Origin of the sequence: Robertmurraya dakarensis (assembly GCF_900156875.1) — a bacterium.
GTDB classification, from domain to species: Bacteria; Bacillota; Bacilli; order Bacillales; family Cytobacillaceae; genus Robertmurraya; species Robertmurraya dakarensis.
On record NZ_LT707409.1, the window covers coordinates 792,762 to 812,723 of the forward strand.

The window sequence follows — 19,962 nt, forward strand, 5'->3', positions numbered from 1 at the left end:
AGCGCCTATTGCTATTTTTGGACCATTAAGTGGAAGTATCTGAAGACTCTTGTATGTTAAAATAATAGGATTCACTATTGAGAGTAAAGAGTAAGAGGTACATCATATCGAATCCGTACCACGTAATGTCTTTTCGGGGAGGGCTTACTATGAACAAGCGTATCACCATTTTAATCATCAGTGCTATCGCCGTACTTGGGATGGCTTTCTTTTTCATCCCATTTGATGATAATACAAAAGATAAACAAATAGACGAACAAACATCGTTGCATTTAAATGAAAAGATTCAGGATCCGGAATCAGGGGTGAACAACAAATTCAACTTGATTAGCGACACGAGGTTGAGCCTTGATGAAAAAATAGGACAAATGATTTTCAGCGGAGTCGATGGCACGGAGATGACCGATGAGACAAAAAGAATTATTCAGAAGTATCATGTTGGAGGTATTATTTTATTTGGAGATAACGTCAAAAGTATCACTCAAACTGTCAACTTTTTAAATGAGCTGAAAACTGCAAATGCGGACAACCCTTACCCATTGTTGCTGGGCGTTGATGAAGAAGGTGGAAGGGTGACAAGAATGCCTGATGAAGCAAAAAGCTTACCTTCGAGTCGTTCGATTGGTGAGTTGAACGATTCTAGTCTGTCATTTGAGATCGGTTCAATACTCGGTGAACAGATGAAAGCACTCGGTTTCAATTTGGATTTCGCGCCTGTCCTAGACGTTAACAGCAATCCGGATAATCCTGTTATCGGGGATCGTTCATTTGGTAACAATCCGGAAGTCGTTACAGAGTTGGGGATCCAGACAATGAAAGGAATCCAGAATGAAGGGATTATTTCAGTTATAAAACATTTTCCTGGACACGGGGATACGAGCGAGGATTCCCATTTGGAACTTCCGAAGGTCGATAAAAGCTACGATGAGTTGTCAAAACTAGAACTTGTTCCATTCAAGAAAGCTATTTCGGAGAATGCCGATGTTAGCATGGTTGCACATATTTTGCTTCCAAAAATTGATGAAAAATATCCTGCATCCATGTCAGAAAAGATAATCACGGGTATTTTACGGGAGGATTATGATTTTGATGGTGTTGTGATTACCGACGACTTGACGATGGGGGCAATTACGGATCATTATAATGTCGCTGATGCTGCAGTACAGACAGTGAAAGCGGGTGGAGATATATTACTTGTTGCACATGATCCAAACCTGATTGCCACTGTTTTTGAAAAATTGAAAGCAGCAGTTGAAGCTGGAGAAATAAGCGAGAACAGGATAGACGAGAGTGTCGAACGCATCACAAATTTGAAAGCAAAATACCAGCTTTCAGATGAAAAGACGCCAGCACCCGATTTCCAATATATCAATGAGAAAGTGGAAGCGATCATGCAAAAAATATCCTAGTGGAAGAAACTTTCTATAATTGCAGGCAGTAGAACGAGGAGTTGTCATTGTGGCAGCTCCTATTGTTATGGAACTTAAAAACAAAATTTCTTAGGAGTTAATGCGTACTCTATTTGTATTTTCGATTTTTTTTTTTTGAAAGTGTGAAATGATTTGTAAGTTAAACCCGTTATACTTGTTGAAAGAGTTAATTAGTGAGCGGGTAGGAGGTTAATAAGAAATGGAAGAAGAAAGGCAATGGATAGAGGAAGTGCTGTCGGGCAATAAACAAGCCTACGCACAAATTATTAACAAATATAAAAATCCATTATATGCAACGATTTTAAGAATGACAGGAAACCAGCAGGATGCAGTTGATTTAGTTCAGGAATCCTTTATCAAAATTTATCGTCAGCTTGAAAAGTTTGATGGAAAAGGCTCTTTTTCAAGTTGGATGTATCGAGTAGCCATCAATCACTGTATGGATGAATTCAGAAAGAAGCGTTTTAAAATGGAACAGGTTGAAGTAAAAGAAAACGATGTAAAGGATTTCCATCATCCCGAAGTGATCTTTTTAAAGAAAGAGAAAAATAGACAACTAGAAAAACTAATTGGCAGCCTTCCAGAAGATGAACGAATGATACTTCTCCTCCGATATGTGAATGAGCAAAGTTACAACGAAATCAGTGAATTCATGAATCTTTCTGTAGCAACCGTAAGAAATAAACTTCATCGTGCGAAGAAAAAATTAAGAGAAACGATCAATGAGGAAAAAGGGGGATATTTTCATGAAATGTCCAACGAAGGATAGACTGGAACAATGGTTTGATGGGTTTGAACAAGTCGATGAACTCATTCAAACACATGTAGAAACTTGTCAAGAATGTCAGCAAGTCATCAAGATGTACGCAGAAGAACAAGAATTGATTAAGGAGACGCTCAACATCCCAACATTACCTGATGATTTTACCATTGGAGTGTTAAATCAACTTGAGCCATATGAACAAAAGAAAAGGAAGAAGAAATGGAAAATGGTGCTGCTTCCAGCCGCTGCTTGTGTACTTGCTGTGGGATTAACAACCACTTTGAATCCTAGTTTTGCAGAATGGATTGGTGGATTTTTTACTACTGAACAAGTTGATGAAGGGTTAAGAATGGCTTCTGAATCAGGATTAACAAAGCGTATCGACCAAGAAGTAACGGATCAAGGAATAACCTTTAAAGTAGAGGATGTATTAGCAGACACTTCAAGGGTTGCGTTATCTTATCAAGTTGTAAAGGAAAATGGTAAAATACTTAATCCTCTATTAGAAAATAGAGATGGGAGAAATGTGATTTCAGCTTATGATCAAGATGGAAATGAGATTGATGGGTTTGGAATGAGTTGGTGGGCTGATGCGGATTACGGGTTGATCGAATTTTCCTTACGGGGGCTTGAATCAATTGATTCACTTACGATTAAGTTTGAGTTAACAGAATTAAATGGAAAGACAGGAAACTGGCAATTAGATATCCCGATTGATTTAAAAGAAATGAAGGAAATGACAACGAAGGTCGTTTTAGAAAATCAGAATACGAGTGATCACGGGGTAGGGATTCACTTAAAAGAAGTTCAATTTGCCCCATCTTCAAATGAAATTATGTATGATACGTATTTCACAGCTGAAGAAAAAGAGAAAGTGGAAGCACAAATTCAGGAGTTAGAAAATACGATTGGGAACAGAAATATTTTTACTTTTGCAAACTATGGAACAGCTATTCAGTATCATATTGAAAATAAGGAAGGAAAGACTTTGTATCGTCATAATATCTTCCAAGATCAAGGCCATCCAAGTGATTCTGGAATTATGCAAGGAACTGGTGAAGATACGGAGGAGCTTGGTTACATGAAATGGAATGAATCATTTATTCCTCAAAAAGAGGAAGAACAGCTTACTTTTGTTCTTGATGGGGTGATAAAAACGGTCCCATCGGATTTTTCAATAAAGGTTAACCCGAAAGAATTAAAAAGGCATCCTCTATCAATTGAATATGAAGGGAATTTTATCACCATTAAAAAGGTGGATATGCAGACGGACTTTTCGTTTCAAAAGAAATTTCCTCCAGTTGAAACACAACAAGTTTTAACCATTGAGATGGAGGGTGGGAAGGAAGTTCCGTCATCAGACCTGGTATCGTGGGCAATCGTTGATGATAAGGGAGAGACATATGAAGCTTTTCACAGCGGGTCCATTCTTGATGAGAAAGATGAAAATGGCCGTTATAAGACAAATACGAAGCTTACCATATATGGAATGAAAGAGATACCTAAGGAACTCACTTTACATTTGGTATCTGTGACGCGCTATGAAGAAGTAGATAAAGAATGGAAAGTCCCGTTATATAAAGAGTCTTAAGATTGGGTTGCTGCGGCAGCCCTTTTCCTGGAGTACGGATATGATTGGAAGATAAGTGTTGTTACAATCACGGCTTTATCCGTTAATGGTGCGCAAAACCAGGCAATCCTGGCTCAGACAGTGATTCAATTTGATCATGTGGATTATTTCCTTACATAACAGATTTAGAAGATTGAATATTTATGAGGATTACTTAACCAAGCAAATAGCATGAAAAAAGCTTTCAGAATTAGCTGGAATTAGCTAATTCTGAAAGACTTTTTGTTTTTTAGAGGTTTCTTAGTCTTTGAAGAAGACTTTTTGTTTAAAGATAGTAATAATATCATCCCAATGATACAGGCTGTACCAACATATTGGAAATATCCAAAAGGTTCTTTTAACCAAGTGACTGTTGTTAGAACAGCTGCTAGTGGTTCTAAACTACCTAAAAGGCTTGTTTCTTTAGGTGAAAGACTTTGTAAACTTTTTATATAAAACCAGAATGCAATCATTGTACCGAATATGATCACGAATACTAAATAAAAAATAGCTTCTGCGGTTAAGCTTGTAAAGTCCATTTGCCATGGTGGATGAATAAAACTTAATGCAAGACCGCCGATCATCATAGCCCAGCCAACAATGACAAGAGAATCATATTGCTTAAGAAGAGGAACTGCATACAAAGTGTAAAATGCTAACGCTACTCCAGACAATACACCCCAAACGATTGCAGTTGCCGGTACAGATAGGCTGGAGAGTGAACCGTTTGTTAATAAGAAAAAGCAACCACCTAAAGCAAGCGAAACAGTTATAAAATCTTGTCGTGTTAGTGTTGTTTGCTTACGTAAGACCAAGTAAATGATAATCATTACAGGTGCTAAGTATTGTAATAGTGTAGCAACAGCAGCATTCCCATATTTAATAGATGCCATATATGTGTATTGAACCGCAAGCATTCCAAGTAAGCCGAATATAAACAGTTGAACAGCTGTCCTTTTATTTTTCCAGACATCAAAAACTTGAGAACGGTTTTTCCAAAAATATTGAACTGTTAAGAGTAAAAAACCAGCTATGAGCAATCGTGTCGTTACAAGCCAATTTACGTCGATGGCGTATTGTTGAAAAAGCTTCTGTGCAACTGTACCACCAACACCCCAAAATATCGCTCCCGTTATGACGAGAAATAACCCTGTTCTTCTAGTAGGTCTATTCATGATCACTCACCACTTTAAATATAATAATAGTGTTATAATAAGTGAAAAATCGTCCTAATAATACTGAAATTGGATGGAAAAATATAAATATATTGAGGTGGTTATGTGCAGATAAAGAACTTCAGGGTTAATCAAAGTTTAAAAGAGCTAACCCAGCATCGTACAGTTGAGCTGCCGATTGCCTGTTATGAAACAACGATTAAGCAAAATATACATGGATATATCCCACTCCATTGGCATGAGGAAATTCAATTTGTTTTCATTGTAAAAGGGGAGGCTATTTTTCAAATAAATGAAGAGAGGATAGTGGTACGAGAAGACGACGGGCTATTTATAAATAGTGGCTGCCTGCATATGGCGGAAGAAAAGAAACAATCGGACTGTGTCTATATTTGTTTAAATGTATCCCCTCACTTCGTTCTGTCACAAGAACTCCTCACAACCTATGTAACTCCTTATATCCAAGCAACTAATTTACCATACGTTTTTGTAGATGCAAGTGAGCTTTGGGGAAAAACGGTAGTAGAGGCTATTTTAAAAATCAAACAGTTGATGGACGAAAAACCGCAGTACTTTGAAATTGATATAAGCATGCAACTAATGGGCATCTGGAAAAATTTAATTTTTAATGGTTTTCAACCAGAATACGTCCAAACGGAACTGTTAAAGAGTCAGCGAATGAAACAAATGTTAAATTGGATACATTCCCATTATGCGGAAAAAATCATGTTAGAGGATATTGCAAGAGCGGGCGGGTTGAGTCGATCTGAATGCTGTCGATACTTCAAACGAATATTAAAAACTACACCATTAAATTATGTTATGGATTATCGAATTCAAAAAAGCTTAGTATTATTGCAACAAGCAGAGTCTAATGTTACTGAAGTTGCCTATAGTGTAGGCTTTAATAGTACAAGCTATTTTATCGAGAAATTTAGAAAGTCAATGAACATGACACCATTTGCATACAAAAAATATAAAATGAATGATGACTAATTATATTATGTTGGCAAAATCAAGCTCTGACTGCTAATAGAAGTCAGAAGGGCGCAAAGATACCAACAACAAATAAAGGAGTGAAACATAGTTTAGCTGTAACTATGTTCACTCCTTTATTTTATCTGTTTCTTACAAGTCTATTTTTATTCAAAAAGTGACAGCGTGTCATCTTATAATTGACAAATGACACAGTGTCACGTATTATTAAAATATAAAAAGTGACACTATGTCATAATTGTGTGGCAAAGGCTTATAAAATTAAAAACCAGTAGGAGGGTTTCTTTTGATACATTTCATGAACGACATGCCGAATACTGCAAAAAGAGAATTAGAAAAACTAGAAGAAATCATATCTCCATTTATGAAAAAAGCTTCTAAATATGCATTATTTTCGTTTCCTTTAGTCACTTTCTCTGTGATTAATCTGTTTCTATTATTATTTGCTGCATCAGATCAGCAATACTCGGCGACAACCATTGTCATCTTTGCAGTTATTGGTGCAATTGGGTTGGCGTTATCAAAAGAGTCGAAGCTAAAGCAAAGAGAGATTCAAAAGATGAGTTCAGAATACATCATTGAGAGAATTAAGAAGAGTGAATTAGCGTCAGACCATCTAAAAAAAGAGTATATTAACCTTGTAAAGGAACAGCCTCTATTGGCCATGCAGCACTTCATCACATTTTTGAAGAAAGAAGATCAAGCAAATTAAGAAGAAGCATTACTCAATAAGTGAAGAACTTTTTGGGATTATAAAGTCTTATGTATAAAGAGCACTGGGATATAAAATCCCAGTGTAGAAATAATAAGATCAATGGCTTACCAACCAAATCTTATCTTATGTCTAATTATATAGAAGAACTATTACAATCTAATGTTAACCAACTTAATAAAAATAACAGTTTCATATCATATCTATATAATTTTGTAAAAAAGCGTGAATAATTTTCCAATATTACAAAAAATTCTTTGCTAAGGATTTTTTATCTTTTAAAATCCTTACCTACTTATATTCGCACTTTCTCGACGAGATACATTAGAAACGAGCTGGCGATAAGTGATAAAAACCAAATATCGTCGTAAAGGAGATGAGAACCGAAACAAACGAAACAAGAGAAGGAAACGGTCTTCATCATGGGGATGAGAACCGAAACAATAGAAGCAAGAGAAGGAAACGGTCTTCATCAAAGGGATGAGAACCGAAACAAACGAAACAAGAGAAGGAAACGGTCTTCATCAAGGGGATGAGAACCGAAACAAACGAAACAAGAGAAGGAAACGGTCTTCATCAAGGGGATGAGAACCGAAACAACCGAAGGAAGAGAAGGAAACGGTCCTCATCAAGGGGATGAGAACCGAAAAAAACGAAACACGAAAAGGAAACGGTCTTCATTATGGGGATGAGAACGATTCTTCAATGGACGCCATTGTTGAATTCTACAAACCTAAATTTTCCTAGTGGTACAAAGAGGTAGAGGGCTAATTTCTAAATAGAGCGCTTTTATGAACAAACAAAAGCCTAATTTCTCTCTTACAATACTGAGAAATTAGGCTGTTTTTATTTTGGTTTAACCATCCATCTCTACTTCTAGGATTTCTTCGGTTGTGGCGTTGATTTTGATTTCTATATCGGAGTTATTGTTGTCATATTCAATCGTAAACGTTTGTTTTCCATCGTCAGCTTCCAATGACCAGCCTGTTGGAGATAGTCCTTCTACTTCGGCTTTTGTAGCAGCGATTTCAATGGCTTTTGCTGGGTCAATAATGGTTGAAAAATCTAATGTTTCATCAGGATCTCTTTCTATTTCAACTTCATTTTCCTTAATTTCTTTTGTAGTGGCATCAATTTCTGTTTCATATTCTTTTGATGAATCAAAACCGTCAATATCATAATGTAATCGACCCGAGTCGGTATCTAAGTCAACAGATTCTATTTCCGCGTCAGGATGAGCTTCTTTAAAAATGTTTACGGCCTCTGCCAGTGAGACAGTTGGATTTGTTATATCAACAGTTTTGGAATTGTTTGTTGTATCCGATTTGCTAGAATCTTGAGCAGCATTTTCATTCGTTGTACTTGTATCGTCTGTATTAATGGCATTATTCGTAGTACTTGGTTGATTTGTACTTTTCACATTTTCTTCTGTTGTATCGGTACCACATGCTGTTAATAAAAGCAGAGTACATCCTGTTATCATTAATTTTTTTAACATATTAAATCTCTCCTCATCTATTGTTTGGAATTGACTTCCTGTTCTTTAATCATGCTACTCTTTGATCATAAAGATTAAACATTAGAAAATGATGAGAAATAGATTAGATTTACATAACTTTGATTGATGAAGTATGGCGAGGGAGGTTATCGTGTTCCTAAAACTCAATTTTTGGCATAGCGCTTTGAGTTTGCCATGTTTCCTTACCTAGCCCAATATGCTCAATTGTGATAGGGTGATAGTATCTCAAATAAAGGATGTTAATAGATTGAATCATAAAAATAAAGAACAAATGCCTTATATATACACTTTTTCCTACCGTAAGGGTGAAGAAGAATCCTTATGTACCTTAGAAATGCGATCCCTTTTTAGAAAAGTCTCTGAAACTAGTATCTTGGAGAGTGAGATCAAAGTCGATCCAAGCCGAAGCCCTTTTATCAAAGAAAGGGTAGAAGTAGTCTGTGAATCAACGCATTTGGAAGAGATTTTCATGCAAATTGAGGCTTTACCATTAATGGGAGAAACCTTTAAGGTTATTTTTGTTAAAAATCCTGATCTGGAAAAAGTGGAGTTTGCGGAAAGACGTAAGATTGAACGAGAAGTTGGATTACGTATTCCAGGTGAAGCCGAACTGGTAAAACCTGAGAAAATGTTTGGCATTATGTTTGTAAATGGACGCTGGGTATTTGGTCCATACGTAAAGAATGAAGCGATATGGCACCAACACCAGCAGAAGCCAAATGGTTATTCAACCGCGCTCAGTACGCGTGTAGCGAGGGCGGTTGTTAATATTGCCGTACCGAACCCATCTGGCATTAAGGCGATAGATCCATGCTGCGGAATTGGAACGGTCCTTGTTGAAGCATTATCGATGGGAATTGACATCGATGGAAGTGATATTAATCCACTGATCCTCCAAGGAACGAGGGAGAATATTGCCCATTTTGGATTCCAAGGGGAAGTAGTAAAAAGAGATGTAAGAAACGTGGAAAAAAATTATGACGTAGCCATCATTGATTTGCCGTACAATTTATGTTCTGTGATCTCACCAGAAGAACAGCTTGAAATGCTCCAAAGTGCGCGCCGATTTGCGAAAAAGCTCGTCGTTGTAACCGTTGAACCCATCGATCCCATCATAGAGAAAGCTGGATTTGACATTGTTGACCGTGGAGTTGCTACAAAGTCCAGGTTTGTACGAGAGGTTATTGTTTGTGAATAACGAATGCGATGGCTATTTTTAAATAACGTAGCGGTGGAAATTTTTCCCCTCATGACTGGAGTTTAAGTATTTAAAATAAAGGATTTCAGTCATAAGCTGACGAATAACATGATAAAGTTATTCTTTTTTTAGAACGGTGGTGTAATGATGGAACGATTTACAATCCCTCCAGACGAAAAAACGATTGTCAGTACATCGAGCAAAGGTGATCAATCAAAATGGCTAGTCGGGGATAAATGGATTAAGGAGAATACGTTTGGCTACGAAAATATGGCTGAATATGTCGCTTCTCTAATACTAGAAAGCTCAACCCTTCCAAAAAACTCCTATGTTTCTTATACACCCTGCTTAATCGAAAAGCCTGATGGAACGGTTACAGAAGGCTGCTACTCAGATGATTTTCGCGGTTCCTTACAGGAAGTGACGCTTGAACGGTTATTTGAAGCGAATTTTGAAACAACCGATGAAATCGTAAATCATCCTCGTTATTCAACAGAAGAGAAGTTCCAGACCCTAATAGAAAAAATATATACACTCATAGGATTAGATGTTTCTTGTGAACTAGCCCAGATGTTAGCTTTTGATGCGTTGATACTAAATGAGGACCGGCATACCAATAATATTTTGTTCCTATTGGATCCTAAAACGGAACACTGGCAGCTAGCTCCGTTGTTTGATCATGGCTTAAGTTTGCTGTCAGATTTGAAGGATTACCCAATAAGTAAGCCTTTAAATATTATAAAAAGACAAGTAAAAGCAAAGCCATTTAGTGTGTCATTTGAGAAGCAATTAGCTTTGTATCAAGGACCGCCGTTTATCAAGCGTTCCTTACTCCTTGATAAATTAGACACAGCACCTTATGATTTAGGCAGAGCAAAGGATGTAGCGATTTTTCAATTAAATGAAGATTCACTGCAGCGACTCATGATTGATTAAGGGGGTGCCAAAGTTGATCGATTATATGAAATTTGATGTCATGTTCTTTGATGAGGTCATTGCGAGTGTTGATTTAAAGCCGAAGGAGGGTGATAGTCCCTACGTGATTAATTATATCAAAGGCTTTAACAAACAATTTTCCCCTAATCCAGAAGGTTATATTACGAAAGAGGAATTAGAAAGATGGCTGAAGTGGCGGGTGTTTCCCCCAACAAGGGTCAACGCGGATGAATTACTTGCATCTCTTGGTCTAACCAGCTATAACCGTTGGGCGATTGTGCGAAAAACACATGGGGTCATGGCGGATGATGAAATATGGCTGCGTTTTAAAGGAGAAAACTTGAAACATCGGGATATCACGTTGCGTAGTTACCTTTATTATCCTGATCAAGCACTGTAACACATAAGGGATAGCGATTGGGAATTCTATTCCTGGCGCTGCCCTTTTTTAAAAAAGTCCATTACCTTTTGGTACTGCTTCAAAATAGTTCCCACCTTTATGCCCCTTACATCCCTACAATCAGCTGCTGCTCGATTGCTCAATCATAAATCCTCAGTTTTCCATCATCAACAACAACGTCTGACATTATCATCCTAAGCTATTAAATTAATGTCATTTCCTGTATTTACGCGCTGATCTCTTCTAAAGCTAGGCACTTGGATTAAGTATATCTTTGATTTTCTCCACTTCTAATTTTGACAATCAAGTGAACCATTCCGTTTCTGTGAGCTACATCACATCTATATCGATTGATGGTTGTTACTATTTATTTAGTTAATAAATTCACAAACCTATTAATCAGTTATTGATTCGAAAAATTAAGGACAACCAAGAAGGTTTAGAATGTAGGAGGAAGTAAAATGAGTATGTTTTGTTTTCAATGTCAAGAAACAGCAAATGGAACTGGATGCACAGTAGCCGGAATTTGTGGGAAAAAAGATGATTTAGCAAATATGCAGGATTTATTGGTTTATGTAGTAAAGGGAATTGCGATTGCTCTTACAGAAGCTAGAGAACTAGGAATTAAGAACAGCAAAGCTGATGAGTTTATCGTTAATAGTCTATTTATGACAATCACAAATGCAAATTGGGATAAAAATGATTTTTATAATAAAGTTAGACAAGGTTTGGAAATTCGTGAAGAGATAAAATCATCGATTCAAAATAATGGCTCTGAATTATGTAATAGCAGTGATTATGTTAATTGGCATGGTGAGTCCAATTTTGATTTCGAAACGAAAGCAGCTTCACAAGAGGTAAGCGTTCTTGCGACAAAAGATGAAGATATTCGTTCATTAAGAGAACTAATCACGTATGGATTAAAGGGAATGGCTGCGTACCTTAAACACGCATCACATTTAAGCTATAAAGATGACACTCTTTATGCATTTATGCAAAAGACATTGACGCAAATAACAGATGATAATGCTACAATGCAAGAATTAATTGACCTTTCAATGGAAGTTGGAAAATATGGTGTTCACGCGATGGAATTATTAGATACTGCAAACACTTCCACATATGGCCATCCGGAGGTTACGAAAGTAAACATCGGTGTTCGTCAAAATCCTGGAATTTTAATTAGTGGACATGACCTTAAAGATATCGAACAATTATTAAAGCAAACTGAGGGCACGGGTGTTGATGTGTATACACATAGTGAAATGCTTTCTGCCAATTATTATCCAGCATTTAAAAAATATGATCACTTTGTTGGAAACTACGGAAATGCTTGGTGGGAACAAAAACGTGAATTTGAAAGCTTTAATGGTCCGATTCTTATGACAACCAACTGTATTGTGCCACCAAAAGCTTCTTACAAAGATAGAATGTACACCACTGGCGCGACAGGAGTAGAAGGTGTCACTTATATTGAAGAGCAAGAGGATGGAACAAAAGATTTCTCTGTGATTATTGAACATGCGAAACAATGTGAGCCTCCTATTGAAATTGAAAAAGGAGAGATTGTTGGAGGATTTGCACATAATCAAGTAGCTCAAGTTGCCGATCAGGTAGTGGATGCAGTGAAAAATGGAGATATTAAGCGATTCTTTGTTATGGCAGGATGCGATGGACGCCATAAGAGTAGAACTTATTATAAAGAATTTGCAGAAGAACTTCCGAAGGATACGATCATCCTAACAGCAGGTTGTGCTAAATATCGATACAATAAGCTTGAGTTGGGTGATATCAATGGTATTCCGAGGGTGCTTGATGCTGGTCAATGTAATGATTCATATTCACTTGTCATGACAGCATTAAGATTAAAAGATGCTTTCGGTTTGGAAAGTGTTAACGATCTTCCGTTGTCTTATAATATCGCTTGGTATGAGCAAAAGGCAGTCATCGTATTCTTATCACTACTTTACCTAGGTGTGAAAAACATTCATGTTGGGCCTACATTACCAGCATTCCTATCACCAAATGTAACAAACTTCTTAGTAGAAAACTTTGGTGTAGGAGGCATTACGGATACAAAAGAAGATATCGATATGTTCATGGGTGCAGTTTTGAACTAAAAATATATAGAGCACACCTCGTTTTCTTAGAAATAAGAAAGCGGGGTGTTTTTTTTCTATCAAAATGTGTGCCCCACACACGCTGGACACATAGCTTAAATTAGGATAGATTGAAATAATAGCACTAGCACACAGATACAGGGGATAATGAATATGATACATACGTACTTAGGGAAGACAATCCGGTATGAGGTAAAGTATAAAAACCGAACTTCTATCGGAATTTCGATAGATTCCTATGGGAATATTGAAGTCCAAGCTCCGAAAAGGACATCTGATGAAAGAGTGATTCAGGTATTAGAGGCTAATTGGGATCTTATTTTGCAAAAGACAGAAGAAATGATGGATAGATTAGATGGTCCGCAGGAAAAGGTTTACGAAAATGATGAGAGTTTTCTATATTTGGGTCGTCACTACCCAATAAAAATCTACCAAGATAAGAATAGAGCGCAAGATCATGTTGCGTTTGTTGGTGAAAATCTTCATATATACGTGAAACAGCTTGATGATGAAAAAATGAAACAAGCTTTAAAACGATTTTACTATCAGCAGTGTAAGGCATTAGTCGAGACGAGCATCGCTTCTTTTCAACCTAACTTTAAAACAAAACCACGCTCAATCAAAATTACTGATAATAAACGCACATGGGGAACCTGTGATGCAAAGCATCATTTAACCTTTAATTGGAGGCTGGCTATGGCACCAAAAGAGGTAATCGACTATGTTGTCGTTCACGAAATGTGTCATATGGTACATCTGAATCACGACCGCTCTTTCTGGCGCCTTGTTGGAAAAATAATGCCTGACTACAAGGAAAAAGAAAAATGGCTGGCTTTATCGAACTGGAAAATGACTGTATAGGTGTGCACGAGAGATGATTTCCCTATGTAAAATAAAGGGAGAAATTCCACTTAAATAGGGAAATAGCCATATTTCCCTAAAAATAAGGGGAGAAATTCCAGTTATTTGAGCCAAAATCTTTGGATTTTGTCTCATTTAGACTAGTTAACGGGAAATTCTCCGCTTATATCTGCTTCTTAAGCCTCCTCCCTGTCCGTTAAGGGGAAATTCTCCTCTTATGAATTGTTCGAATACCTGATGTGCAGTCCATTTTTCTTTAAAAAGGGTAAACGGTGCCGTGATCAGATTTATTCATCTCAGAAAATTGTAATAAAAGCTTCAGACGATGATAACCAATCGTTCATTTTTTGCAGTTTCAAAAAACCATAGATGAACATAATAAAAAGAATAAGCCTAGGAGTGGTAATAATGAATGATTTTCTTCAAGTGGGTGCAAATACAGTGTTAAGTTCACCAAAAGGTACTGTCACTGTTAGCTACGAAATGTCTAATGCTATCGATATTTCCTTAACAGCTTTCCTTTTAACTGCTTCAGACAAGGTACAGGGAGATAGCGGGATCATCTTTTATAATCAACCAGAGAGTGCTTCTGGTGCGGCTACTCTTTTACCGGAAGAAATAACAGGGAATACAAAAATACATAAAATCAATTTTGACATGAGTAGAGTGCCTGAAGGTATTACGAAAATAGCGATAACTCTAACAGAGGATAATAGCAGGGGTTTTTCAAATGTAAAGAATTTAAAGGCCGAGATCTCTACCGATCATAGTACTTTCCAATTAACCCCATCGAGTTTCACAAATGAAAATGGAATTGTAGTATTAGAATTATATTTAAGGAATGGTCAGACGAAGGCAAAATCAATTTGGCGCGGGTTTGAATCTGGGCTTGAGGGGCTATGTAAAAATTACGGTGTTGAGGTTGAAGCTGATGAGCAATCACCTAACACTATTCAAAAACAAACCCAAAATAAACCCGAGCCTCTAAATGTTCCTGAAGATCAATCTAGCCAAAACACAATGTCAACGATAAGCCTTGAAAAGGTAAAGGGGAAGGTAAGTCTCGACAAAGGGCAAAAACCAGTGATCATTGATAAAACACCAGAAATTACTGCCACGGTTTCTTGGAAGACTGGGACCGATTATGATATCTATGCTTTAGTTTATACAAAGGATGGCAGGCAGGTAGATGTAGCGATGTTTGGGGCGAATGGAACACCTCCCCTCAGGAGTTATGGCAACGGAGCAGTAGAACATATGGGGGATGTCAGAAGAGATAACCGGTCCACAAAGACAGAAGTCATTAAATTAAGATTAAATGATGATATTCTCGCAGTGGTTCCTGTGGTATATTCTGCTCAGTCAAATGGAACAGGTTCATTCTACAGATACAAAGTGTCTATGAGTATCGATAATCAAAGTGGAACATCCGTTACCATCTTCGCCAAGAATGCGAATAATAATGACAGAATCTATTCCTGTGTACCCGGTATCCTTCATAATACCCCAGATGGAGTTATGATAAGTCCATTGGAGCTTTATAGTAAACCAGACTCGGAGCGTAGACCTAAACTTAGAATGGGGTCTTCAAATATGGTGGAAGTTATTATGGATGAAGGACCAATAAATGATTATAAGTAGACGACAATAAAATAGAAGATTATAACCCTATCTGATACATAAGGTAAAAGTAGGAGGGTTCCTTTCTGTGTTTTTGAAGTTTGACAAACGAGACACAAGTCTTATCAGACCAAAAAGAAAGGACATTACCTATAATGAGTAAAGTCCTTTCTTTTACTAAGCACTAGATTTTGTATTATTCATGAGCATAATCATCTCTTTAAGTTTACTTTGTTATCTTTCTAGATTCGCGCGTGGCCGGGTATAAATTCGTCCTGTTATTTTACCTTCTATAAATTGTTGTAATGCCAGATCAAGTTCTTCAAATGGAACTTCTGTTAATGTAAGGGGGAGTTTGCCTTCAGATAGTAGTTCATAAATTTGATCTAATTCTTCTTTAGTAGATCCTAAAGAACCTTTTAGTTCAACACGTTTTGTCACTAATGCCGCTGTATTAATCGTGGCTTTATTTTTACCCATCCCTACTTGCACGACGCGTCCTCCGTCCACAACAGCTTTTATCGCTTCTGCCGTTGTCGTACCGAAACCAGCAAAATCAATGATCACATTAGGTTTTAAGTGTTTTAATTCCCGAACCTCTGTGAAACAAGCTTTTGCACCATTTTGTATAGCTGTATCAAAGGTACTTTCATTAATATCGACTCCATATACAGTTGCTCCAGCCATTGCCGCGATTATAAGTCCATTCATCCCAAGGCCGCCAAGACCAATAATCCCCACTACATCGCCAATACGAATATCTGCTGTGTCTCTAACTGCATGGTAAGCGGTAGCAATGGCATCAACAGCGACTGCAGCTTCCTCAAATGAGACATTATCTGGAATATGTACTAGTCTTTCGGCACGAACTAAAGCTTTCTCTGCATATCCGCCATCTACATATAAGCCAGGGGCACTTCCAGCATTTGGTCCTTCATGAGACCCAAGGCCTTTTTTAGTTTCACCAGGAATACGAAAAAGTCCCACGCCAACACGGTCACCAACGTTAAAGCCCGAAACTCCTTCACCGATATCCGTTATGGTACCAGCGACCTCATGTCCAAGAACAATCGGAATTTTAGAAATCCAGCCTTGTCCTGTACCATCCACAATCCCTACGTCTGAGTGACACATACCTGCTGCCTCTACATTAATGACGACCCATCCTGGCTTTACTTCAGGTTCAGGTATATTTACTAGTTCAATCGTATTAGGTTGTCCAGTGTAATGCCATGCTTTCATGTAACACACCCCTTTTTGAAAATTCAGATTTTTATTTTAAAACAACTATATGAAAGTTATTCAGAATTGTCAAATAATTTAATAGTGAGTCATTTCTCAAGGGAAATATATCTATGATAATATTTTGATAGATACTGTTAAAATGAAACTATGAGCTTCGTGCGGAATAGGAACTTAAAAGGAGAGTGAAATTGTGAACGATAAAGAGATAATAGCTGCCTTTGAACAGGCAGAGATCAATTTGCTCGTTGAACTGCGAATGGGAAATGGTTTCCATGAAAAGGAATATGATAAGTTAGTTGAGGCACTTACCGTTTGTGCGAATGAATGGGAGAGTCGTGCAAGTATACCGGGCGAAGTCGTTCATACTTTAGTTGGACTATATGATGAGTTGTACAACTTTTCATTAATATATGATGATGAAGAATCAGCCCGTATAAAAAAAGCAGCACATACTACCAAAAAGCTTATACAAAGATGTACGAAAGAAAAGGGAGAAACAGAACCTGAAAAAGCGGAAGTGATTGCTGGGTTGATTGAGAAAATCAACGAGGACGGAAACTTTTTTAAAAAACTTCAAAATGGCAAAGGAATGGATGAACAACAATTTGAAAGAATCTATCATGAATTAAAGGATATGATCGACGAGGTGTATTCGTGGGAAGAAATTCCAAAGGTTATGGTAAATATTTTGATTGATCTTCGTGAATTAGATTTGTTTGTCGGTCAATATCGAGATGAGTACAAACAACAGGAAGAGGCAAATAAAATTTATGATGCGTACGAACGTATATTTAGTTTGATTTTTGGTTGAACGATAGGACGGTTCTCGGAATATGACGTTTCGAGAATATATTTGATTGAACGAGAATAAGCCGGTTGTTTTCGCGAAAAAAAACAATTTATCGCGAATATCTAGCAATGAACGAGAATATCCAGCTCACGAACGAGAATAAATAAACCTCAATTAAAACCGATCCAGATTTGTAAAATTAAGAAATTGGATACGATGCATTTTGAGAGGATTTGAAGTGATCTATGCTTTTTATCATCAGGCATCTGTATCAATTTTTTTTATAAATAGATATTCATTGACAAAAGCATAAAGAATAGTGTAAATTTTAACTATACATTTGAATAGTTCTCCTAAAGGGGAGTAGCTTTTACAGCAAAGTCGTCATTACGGAGATGCATATCTCTCGGCTTTGTTGGCAGCATAATTGTTGTTAGCAAGACCTTTACCAAAAAACGGTAAAGGTCTTTTTGTTTTCTTCAGGGAAAAAGCCTTTACCGGCATACGGTAAAGGCTTTTTTGTTTTTTGAACAAGAAATTGTACTAAAAAAAGAGAGGATGAGAGATTTGAGGAAAAAGCATAACCTTGTAGAGTTGGTCAAAAGCAATAAAGAGGATCTGTTAAACGATAAAAAACAGCTGGAAAAGTTAGAACAACGCCTAGAAGAAAGACGCTCGCTAGGGTCAAAAAAAGTTAATAAATAAAGGGGGAATAAAAATAATGCTATTAAGAAAGTATATGTCACTCATAGGGATAGGATCTGCAAAAGTGGACCTTATACTCGAAAAAGACGTATATCGTGCTGGTGATGCAGTAGAAGGATATTTTGTCATAACGGGAGGGACCATTTCACAACAGTTAAAACGAATTGACTGTGATCTAGTTATGGAGGAATTGAAAACAGATAAAAGAGAAGTAATGGATTCTGTCACAATCCTAACAAAGCAATCTATACAGTCAGGGGCAGAAACTCGGATAGACTTTAATTTTCATATCCCAAAGACTGCTAGTCTATCAACAAATTCGCTACAATACCACTTTCACACGATTCTTAACTTTGATAAAGGTGTACAAAGCGTAGATCACGATGTCATTCGAATTGTTAAGTAGAAAATTAACTTTATAGAAAATATTGGGTAACTTAAAAGGAGGACGATGTTATGGAGTTTTCACTGATATTAGAATATGGCTGGGTTTTATTATTATTAGTTGGTCTTGAGGGGCTGCTTGCTGCTGATAATGCACTTGTGTTAGCCATTATGGTTAAGCATCTACCTGAAAAAGAAAGAAGAAAGGCCTTGTTCTACGGGCTTGCTGGAGCATTTGTCTTCAGGTTTCTTTCCTTATTTATCATTTCTTTCTTAATAGATGTATGGCAAATACAAGCAATTGGTGCCCTTTATCTGTTATTTATTGCAATCAATCATATTGTCAGAAAGCTGATTAGTAAAGGACATGTGGAGGAGTCTGAAAAAAAGAAAAAGAAGGAATCTGGTTTTTGGGTTACCGTATTGAAAGTGGAATTAGCCGATATCGCTTTTGCGATAGACTCTATTCTTGCAGCTTTTGCATTGGCGATGACATTATCACCAACACCTCTTCCGAACATTGGAGGTATGGATGGCGGTAAATTCCTTGTTATCTTTATTGGAGGATTATTAGGAGTCATTCTTATGCGTTTTGCCGCTGATATCTTTGTAAGGTTGTTACATAAAAAACCAGGTTTGGAAATTGCGGCTTTTGCTATAGTCGGATGGGTTGGGGTAAAGCTCGCTGTCTTAACATTAGGGCATGAAGCAATCGGAATTATTCCTCATGAATTTGCCCACTCCACAACATGGAAGGTGATCTTTTACGTTGTATTAATTGTAATTGCTACAGCTGGCTGGTTCCTATCTAAGGAAAAAGAAGTACAGGAAAACGCCGCTTAACATTTTGAGAATAAGTTTTAATCGAAGGTACCATAATCTATGGTACCTTTTTGCCTATTGGGGGACAACTATGATTTTGGCCACGTAACATCTCAACTTAAAGTGATAATACTATATAAATTGGAAAAACTACTCCTTAGGAAGGGAGGGATTGAAAATGTCTGTAAAAAAATGTTTAACACGAATAGTCGCTTTGTTTGCAATGTTTGTGGTTATGACAAATTCAGGTTCACTCGGTGTATTTGCGGAAGTAAAACCTTTGGAGACGACTAAAGCGATTGAAATCGAATTGAACGATAATTACTTTAATCCGAAAGAAATCACAATTCCCAATGGAAAAACGACAATGTTAATATTGAAGAACAAAGGTAGAAAAGAACACACCTTCACAGTGGAAGAGCTGAAAATTGATGAGGAAGTCCAGCCTGGAAAAGAAAAAACCATTTCCGTGAAACCTCAAAAATCCGGTACATATGAACTGATCTGTCGGTACCATCTTCAGGAAGGCATGGTTGGAAAAGTAATAGTCGAATAAGAAGCAGGGCTAATTGAGCCTTGCTTTTTTTATGGGTCAACGGTAGTAGTGTTATTAAATATTAATAAAGGTTGTGAAATTCTGAGCAATTTATTGGAAATTGCTCATTATTTTCAGTAAA

General features: G+C 37.1%; 19 protein-coding genes. 16 read left to right on the forward strand and 3 right to left on the reverse strand.

From position 1 onward, the window contains the following. The first annotated feature begins 149 nt into the window (after positions 1-149). The 3 genes from nagZ to CZ487_RS12880 all read left to right on the forward strand — a co-directional run bounded on the left by nagZ (position 150) and on the right by CZ487_RS12880 (position 3,784). Positions 150-1,409 (forward strand): beta-N-acetylhexosaminidase, encoded by a 1,260-nt coding sequence (gene nagZ / locus CZ487_RS12870; protein ID WP_077212537.1) that lies wholly within the window; start codon positions 150-152, stop codon positions 1,407-1,409. Between the two features lie 220 nt (positions 1,410-1,629). Beyond that, on the forward strand, positions 1,630-2,199 hold the full coding sequence (locus tag CZ487_RS12875; protein ID WP_077212538.1) for an RNA polymerase sigma factor: 570 nt from the start codon (positions 1,630-1,632) through the stop codon (positions 2,197-2,199). Beyond that, positions 2,177-3,784, forward strand: coding sequence for a DUF4179 domain-containing protein (locus CZ487_RS12880; protein WP_077212539.1), 1,608 nt, complete (start codon positions 2,177-2,179; stop codon positions 3,782-3,784). Before CZ487_RS12875 ends, CZ487_RS12880 begins: the two co-directional genes overlap by 23 nt. A 239-nt stretch (positions 3,785-4,023) precedes the next feature. Here CZ487_RS12880 and CZ487_RS12885 read toward each other — a convergent pair whose 3' ends face one another. Further along, on the reverse strand, positions 4,024-4,977 hold the full coding sequence (locus CZ487_RS12885; protein ID WP_077212540.1) for a DMT family transporter: 954 nt from the start codon (positions 4,975-4,977) through the stop codon (positions 4,024-4,026). Positions 4,978-5,082: 105 nt separating this feature from the next. Here CZ487_RS12885 and CZ487_RS12890 point away from each other — a divergent pair, with 105 nt between their 5' ends. Both CZ487_RS12890 and CZ487_RS12895 read left to right on the forward strand, forming a co-directional pair. Further along, on the forward strand, positions 5,083-5,973 hold the full coding sequence (locus CZ487_RS12890) for an AraC family transcriptional regulator (RefSeq protein ID WP_077212541.1): 891 nt from the start codon (positions 5,083-5,085) through the stop codon (positions 5,971-5,973). 286 nt (positions 5,974-6,259) lie between these two features. Beyond that, a complete protein-coding gene (locus tag CZ487_RS12895; RefSeq protein ID WP_077212542.1) occupies positions 6,260-6,685 on the forward strand; it encodes a DUF5392 family protein in 426 nt (141 codons plus the stop codon). A gap of 856 nt (positions 6,686-7,541) precedes the next feature. Here CZ487_RS12895 and CZ487_RS12900 read toward each other — a convergent pair. Continuing rightward, the gene (locus tag CZ487_RS12900) at positions 7,542-8,183 is read right to left on the reverse strand and encodes a PepSY domain-containing protein (protein ID WP_077212543.1); all 642 of its coding nucleotides are present in this window, start codon (positions 8,181-8,183) and stop codon (positions 7,542-7,544) included. Between the two features lie 292 nt (positions 8,184-8,475). Here CZ487_RS12900 and CZ487_RS12905 point away from each other — a divergent pair, with 292 nt between their 5' ends. The 6 genes from CZ487_RS12905 (at position 8,476) to CZ487_RS12930 (ending at position 15,360) form a co-directional block, all read left to right on the forward strand. Further along, complete coding sequence (locus CZ487_RS12905; RefSeq protein ID WP_084783401.1) at positions 8,476-9,402, forward strand: TRM11 family SAM-dependent methyltransferase; 927 nt, start codon at positions 8,476-8,478, stop codon at positions 9,400-9,402. Between the two features lie 144 nt (positions 9,403-9,546). Beyond that, on the forward strand, positions 9,547-10,338 hold the full coding sequence (locus tag CZ487_RS12910; RefSeq protein WP_237562878.1) for a hypothetical protein: 792 nt from the start codon (positions 9,547-9,549) through the stop codon (positions 10,336-10,338). Between the two features lie 13 nt (positions 10,339-10,351). Then, a complete protein-coding gene (locus CZ487_RS12915; RefSeq protein WP_077212546.1) occupies positions 10,352-10,738 on the forward strand; it encodes a hypothetical protein in 387 nt (128 codons plus the stop codon). A 467-nt stretch (positions 10,739-11,205) separates the two neighbouring features. After that, positions 11,206-12,858 carry a hydroxylamine reductase gene (gene hcp, locus CZ487_RS12920; protein ID WP_202617882.1) on the forward strand — a complete coding sequence of 551 codons (1,653 nt, stop codon included), beginning with the start codon at positions 11,206-11,208 and terminating at the stop codon, positions 12,856-12,858. Positions 12,859-13,011: 153 nt separating this feature from the next. Further along, positions 13,012-13,719 carry a M48 family metallopeptidase gene (locus CZ487_RS12925; RefSeq protein ID WP_077212548.1) on the forward strand — a complete coding sequence of 236 codons (708 nt, stop codon included), beginning with the start codon at positions 13,012-13,014 and terminating at the stop codon, positions 13,717-13,719. Between the two features lie 408 nt (positions 13,720-14,127). Further along, positions 14,128-15,360 carry a TerD family protein gene (locus CZ487_RS12930; protein WP_077212549.1) on the forward strand — a complete coding sequence of 411 codons (1,233 nt, stop codon included), beginning with the start codon at positions 14,128-14,130 and terminating at the stop codon, positions 15,358-15,360. Between the two features lie 213 nt (positions 15,361-15,573). On the opposite strand, the gene CZ487_RS12935 is transcribed toward CZ487_RS12930, so the two are convergent. Beyond that, positions 15,574-16,581, reverse strand: coding sequence for a zinc-binding dehydrogenase (locus tag CZ487_RS12935; protein ID WP_077212550.1), 1,008 nt, complete (start codon positions 16,579-16,581; stop codon positions 15,574-15,576). Between the two features lie 193 nt (positions 16,582-16,774). Between CZ487_RS12935 and CZ487_RS12940 the strand changes: the two genes are divergently transcribed. The 5 genes from CZ487_RS12940 to CZ487_RS12960 all read left to right on the forward strand — a co-directional run bounded on the left by CZ487_RS12940 (position 16,775) and on the right by CZ487_RS12960 (position 19,841). Beyond that, the gene (locus CZ487_RS12940; RefSeq protein ID WP_077212551.1) at positions 16,775-17,395 is read left to right on the forward strand and encodes a hypothetical protein; all 621 of its coding nucleotides are present in this window, start codon (positions 16,775-16,777) and stop codon (positions 17,393-17,395) included. Positions 17,396-17,932: 537 nt separating this feature from the next. After that, the gene (locus CZ487_RS12945) at positions 17,933-18,079 is read left to right on the forward strand and encodes an FbpB family small basic protein (RefSeq protein ID WP_139339636.1); all 147 of its coding nucleotides are present in this window, start codon (positions 17,933-17,935) and stop codon (positions 18,077-18,079) included. Positions 18,080-18,095: 16 nt separating this feature from the next. Next, complete coding sequence (locus CZ487_RS12950) at positions 18,096-18,485, forward strand: sporulation protein (protein WP_077212553.1); 390 nt, start codon at positions 18,096-18,098, stop codon at positions 18,483-18,485. Between the two features lie 50 nt (positions 18,486-18,535). Then, positions 18,536-19,306: a TerC family protein gene (locus tag CZ487_RS12955; protein WP_077212554.1), complete on the forward strand. Its 771-nt coding sequence runs from the start codon at positions 18,536-18,538 to the stop codon at positions 19,304-19,306. 157 nt (positions 19,307-19,463) lie between these two features. Continuing rightward, complete coding sequence (locus CZ487_RS12960) at positions 19,464-19,841, forward strand: cupredoxin domain-containing protein (RefSeq protein WP_077212555.1); 378 nt, start codon at positions 19,464-19,466, stop codon at positions 19,839-19,841. The last annotated feature ends 121 nt before the right edge of the window (positions 19,842-19,962 follow it).

Bases quoted from the DNA above. Each gene is read 5' to 3' on its own strand.
- CZ487_RS12945 (WP_139339636.1), top strand. From the start codon at position 17,933: ATGAGAGATTTGAGGAAAAAGCATAACCTTGTAGAGTTGGTCAAAAGC.
- CZ487_RS12875 (WP_077212538.1), top strand. From the start codon at position 1,630: ATGGAAGAAGAAAGGCAATGGATAGAGGAAGTGCTGTCGGGCAATAAA.
- CZ487_RS12935 (WP_077212550.1), bottom strand. From the start codon at position 16,581: ATGAAAGCATGGCATTACACTGGACAACCTAATACGATTGAACTAGTA.
- CZ487_RS12960 (WP_077212555.1), top strand. From the start codon at position 19,464: ATGTCTGTAAAAAAATGTTTAACACGAATAGTCGCTTTGTTTGCAATG.
- nagZ (WP_077212537.1), top strand. From the start codon at position 150: ATGAACAAGCGTATCACCATTTTAATCATCAGTGCTATCGCCGTACTT.
- CZ487_RS12955 (WP_077212554.1), top strand. From the start codon at position 18,536: ATGGAGTTTTCACTGATATTAGAATATGGCTGGGTTTTATTATTATTA.
- CZ487_RS12925 (WP_077212548.1), top strand. From the start codon at position 13,012: ATGATACATACGTACTTAGGGAAGACAATCCGGTATGAGGTAAAGTAT.
- CZ487_RS12905 (WP_084783401.1), top strand. From the start codon at position 8,476: ATGCCTTATATATACACTTTTTCCTACCGTAAGGGTGAAGAAGAATCC.
- hcp (WP_202617882.1), top strand. From the start codon at position 11,206: ATGTTTTGTTTTCAATGTCAAGAAACAGCAAATGGAACTGGATGCACA.
- CZ487_RS12910 (WP_237562878.1), top strand. From the start codon at position 9,547: ATGATGGAACGATTTACAATCCCTCCAGACGAAAAAACGATTGTCAGT.
- CZ487_RS12950 (WP_077212553.1), top strand. From the start codon at position 18,096: ATGCTATTAAGAAAGTATATGTCACTCATAGGGATAGGATCTGCAAAA.
- CZ487_RS12930 (WP_077212549.1), top strand. From the start codon at position 14,128: ATGAATGATTTTCTTCAAGTGGGTGCAAATACAGTGTTAAGTTCACCA.
- CZ487_RS12900 (WP_077212543.1), bottom strand. From the start codon at position 8,183: ATGTTAAAAAAATTAATGATAACAGGATGTACTCTGCTTTTATTAACA.
- CZ487_RS12885 (WP_077212540.1), bottom strand. From the start codon at position 4,977: ATGAATAGACCTACTAGAAGAACAGGGTTATTTCTCGTCATAACGGGA.
- CZ487_RS12880 (WP_077212539.1), top strand. From the start codon at position 2,177: ATGAAATGTCCAACGAAGGATAGACTGGAACAATGGTTTGATGGGTTT.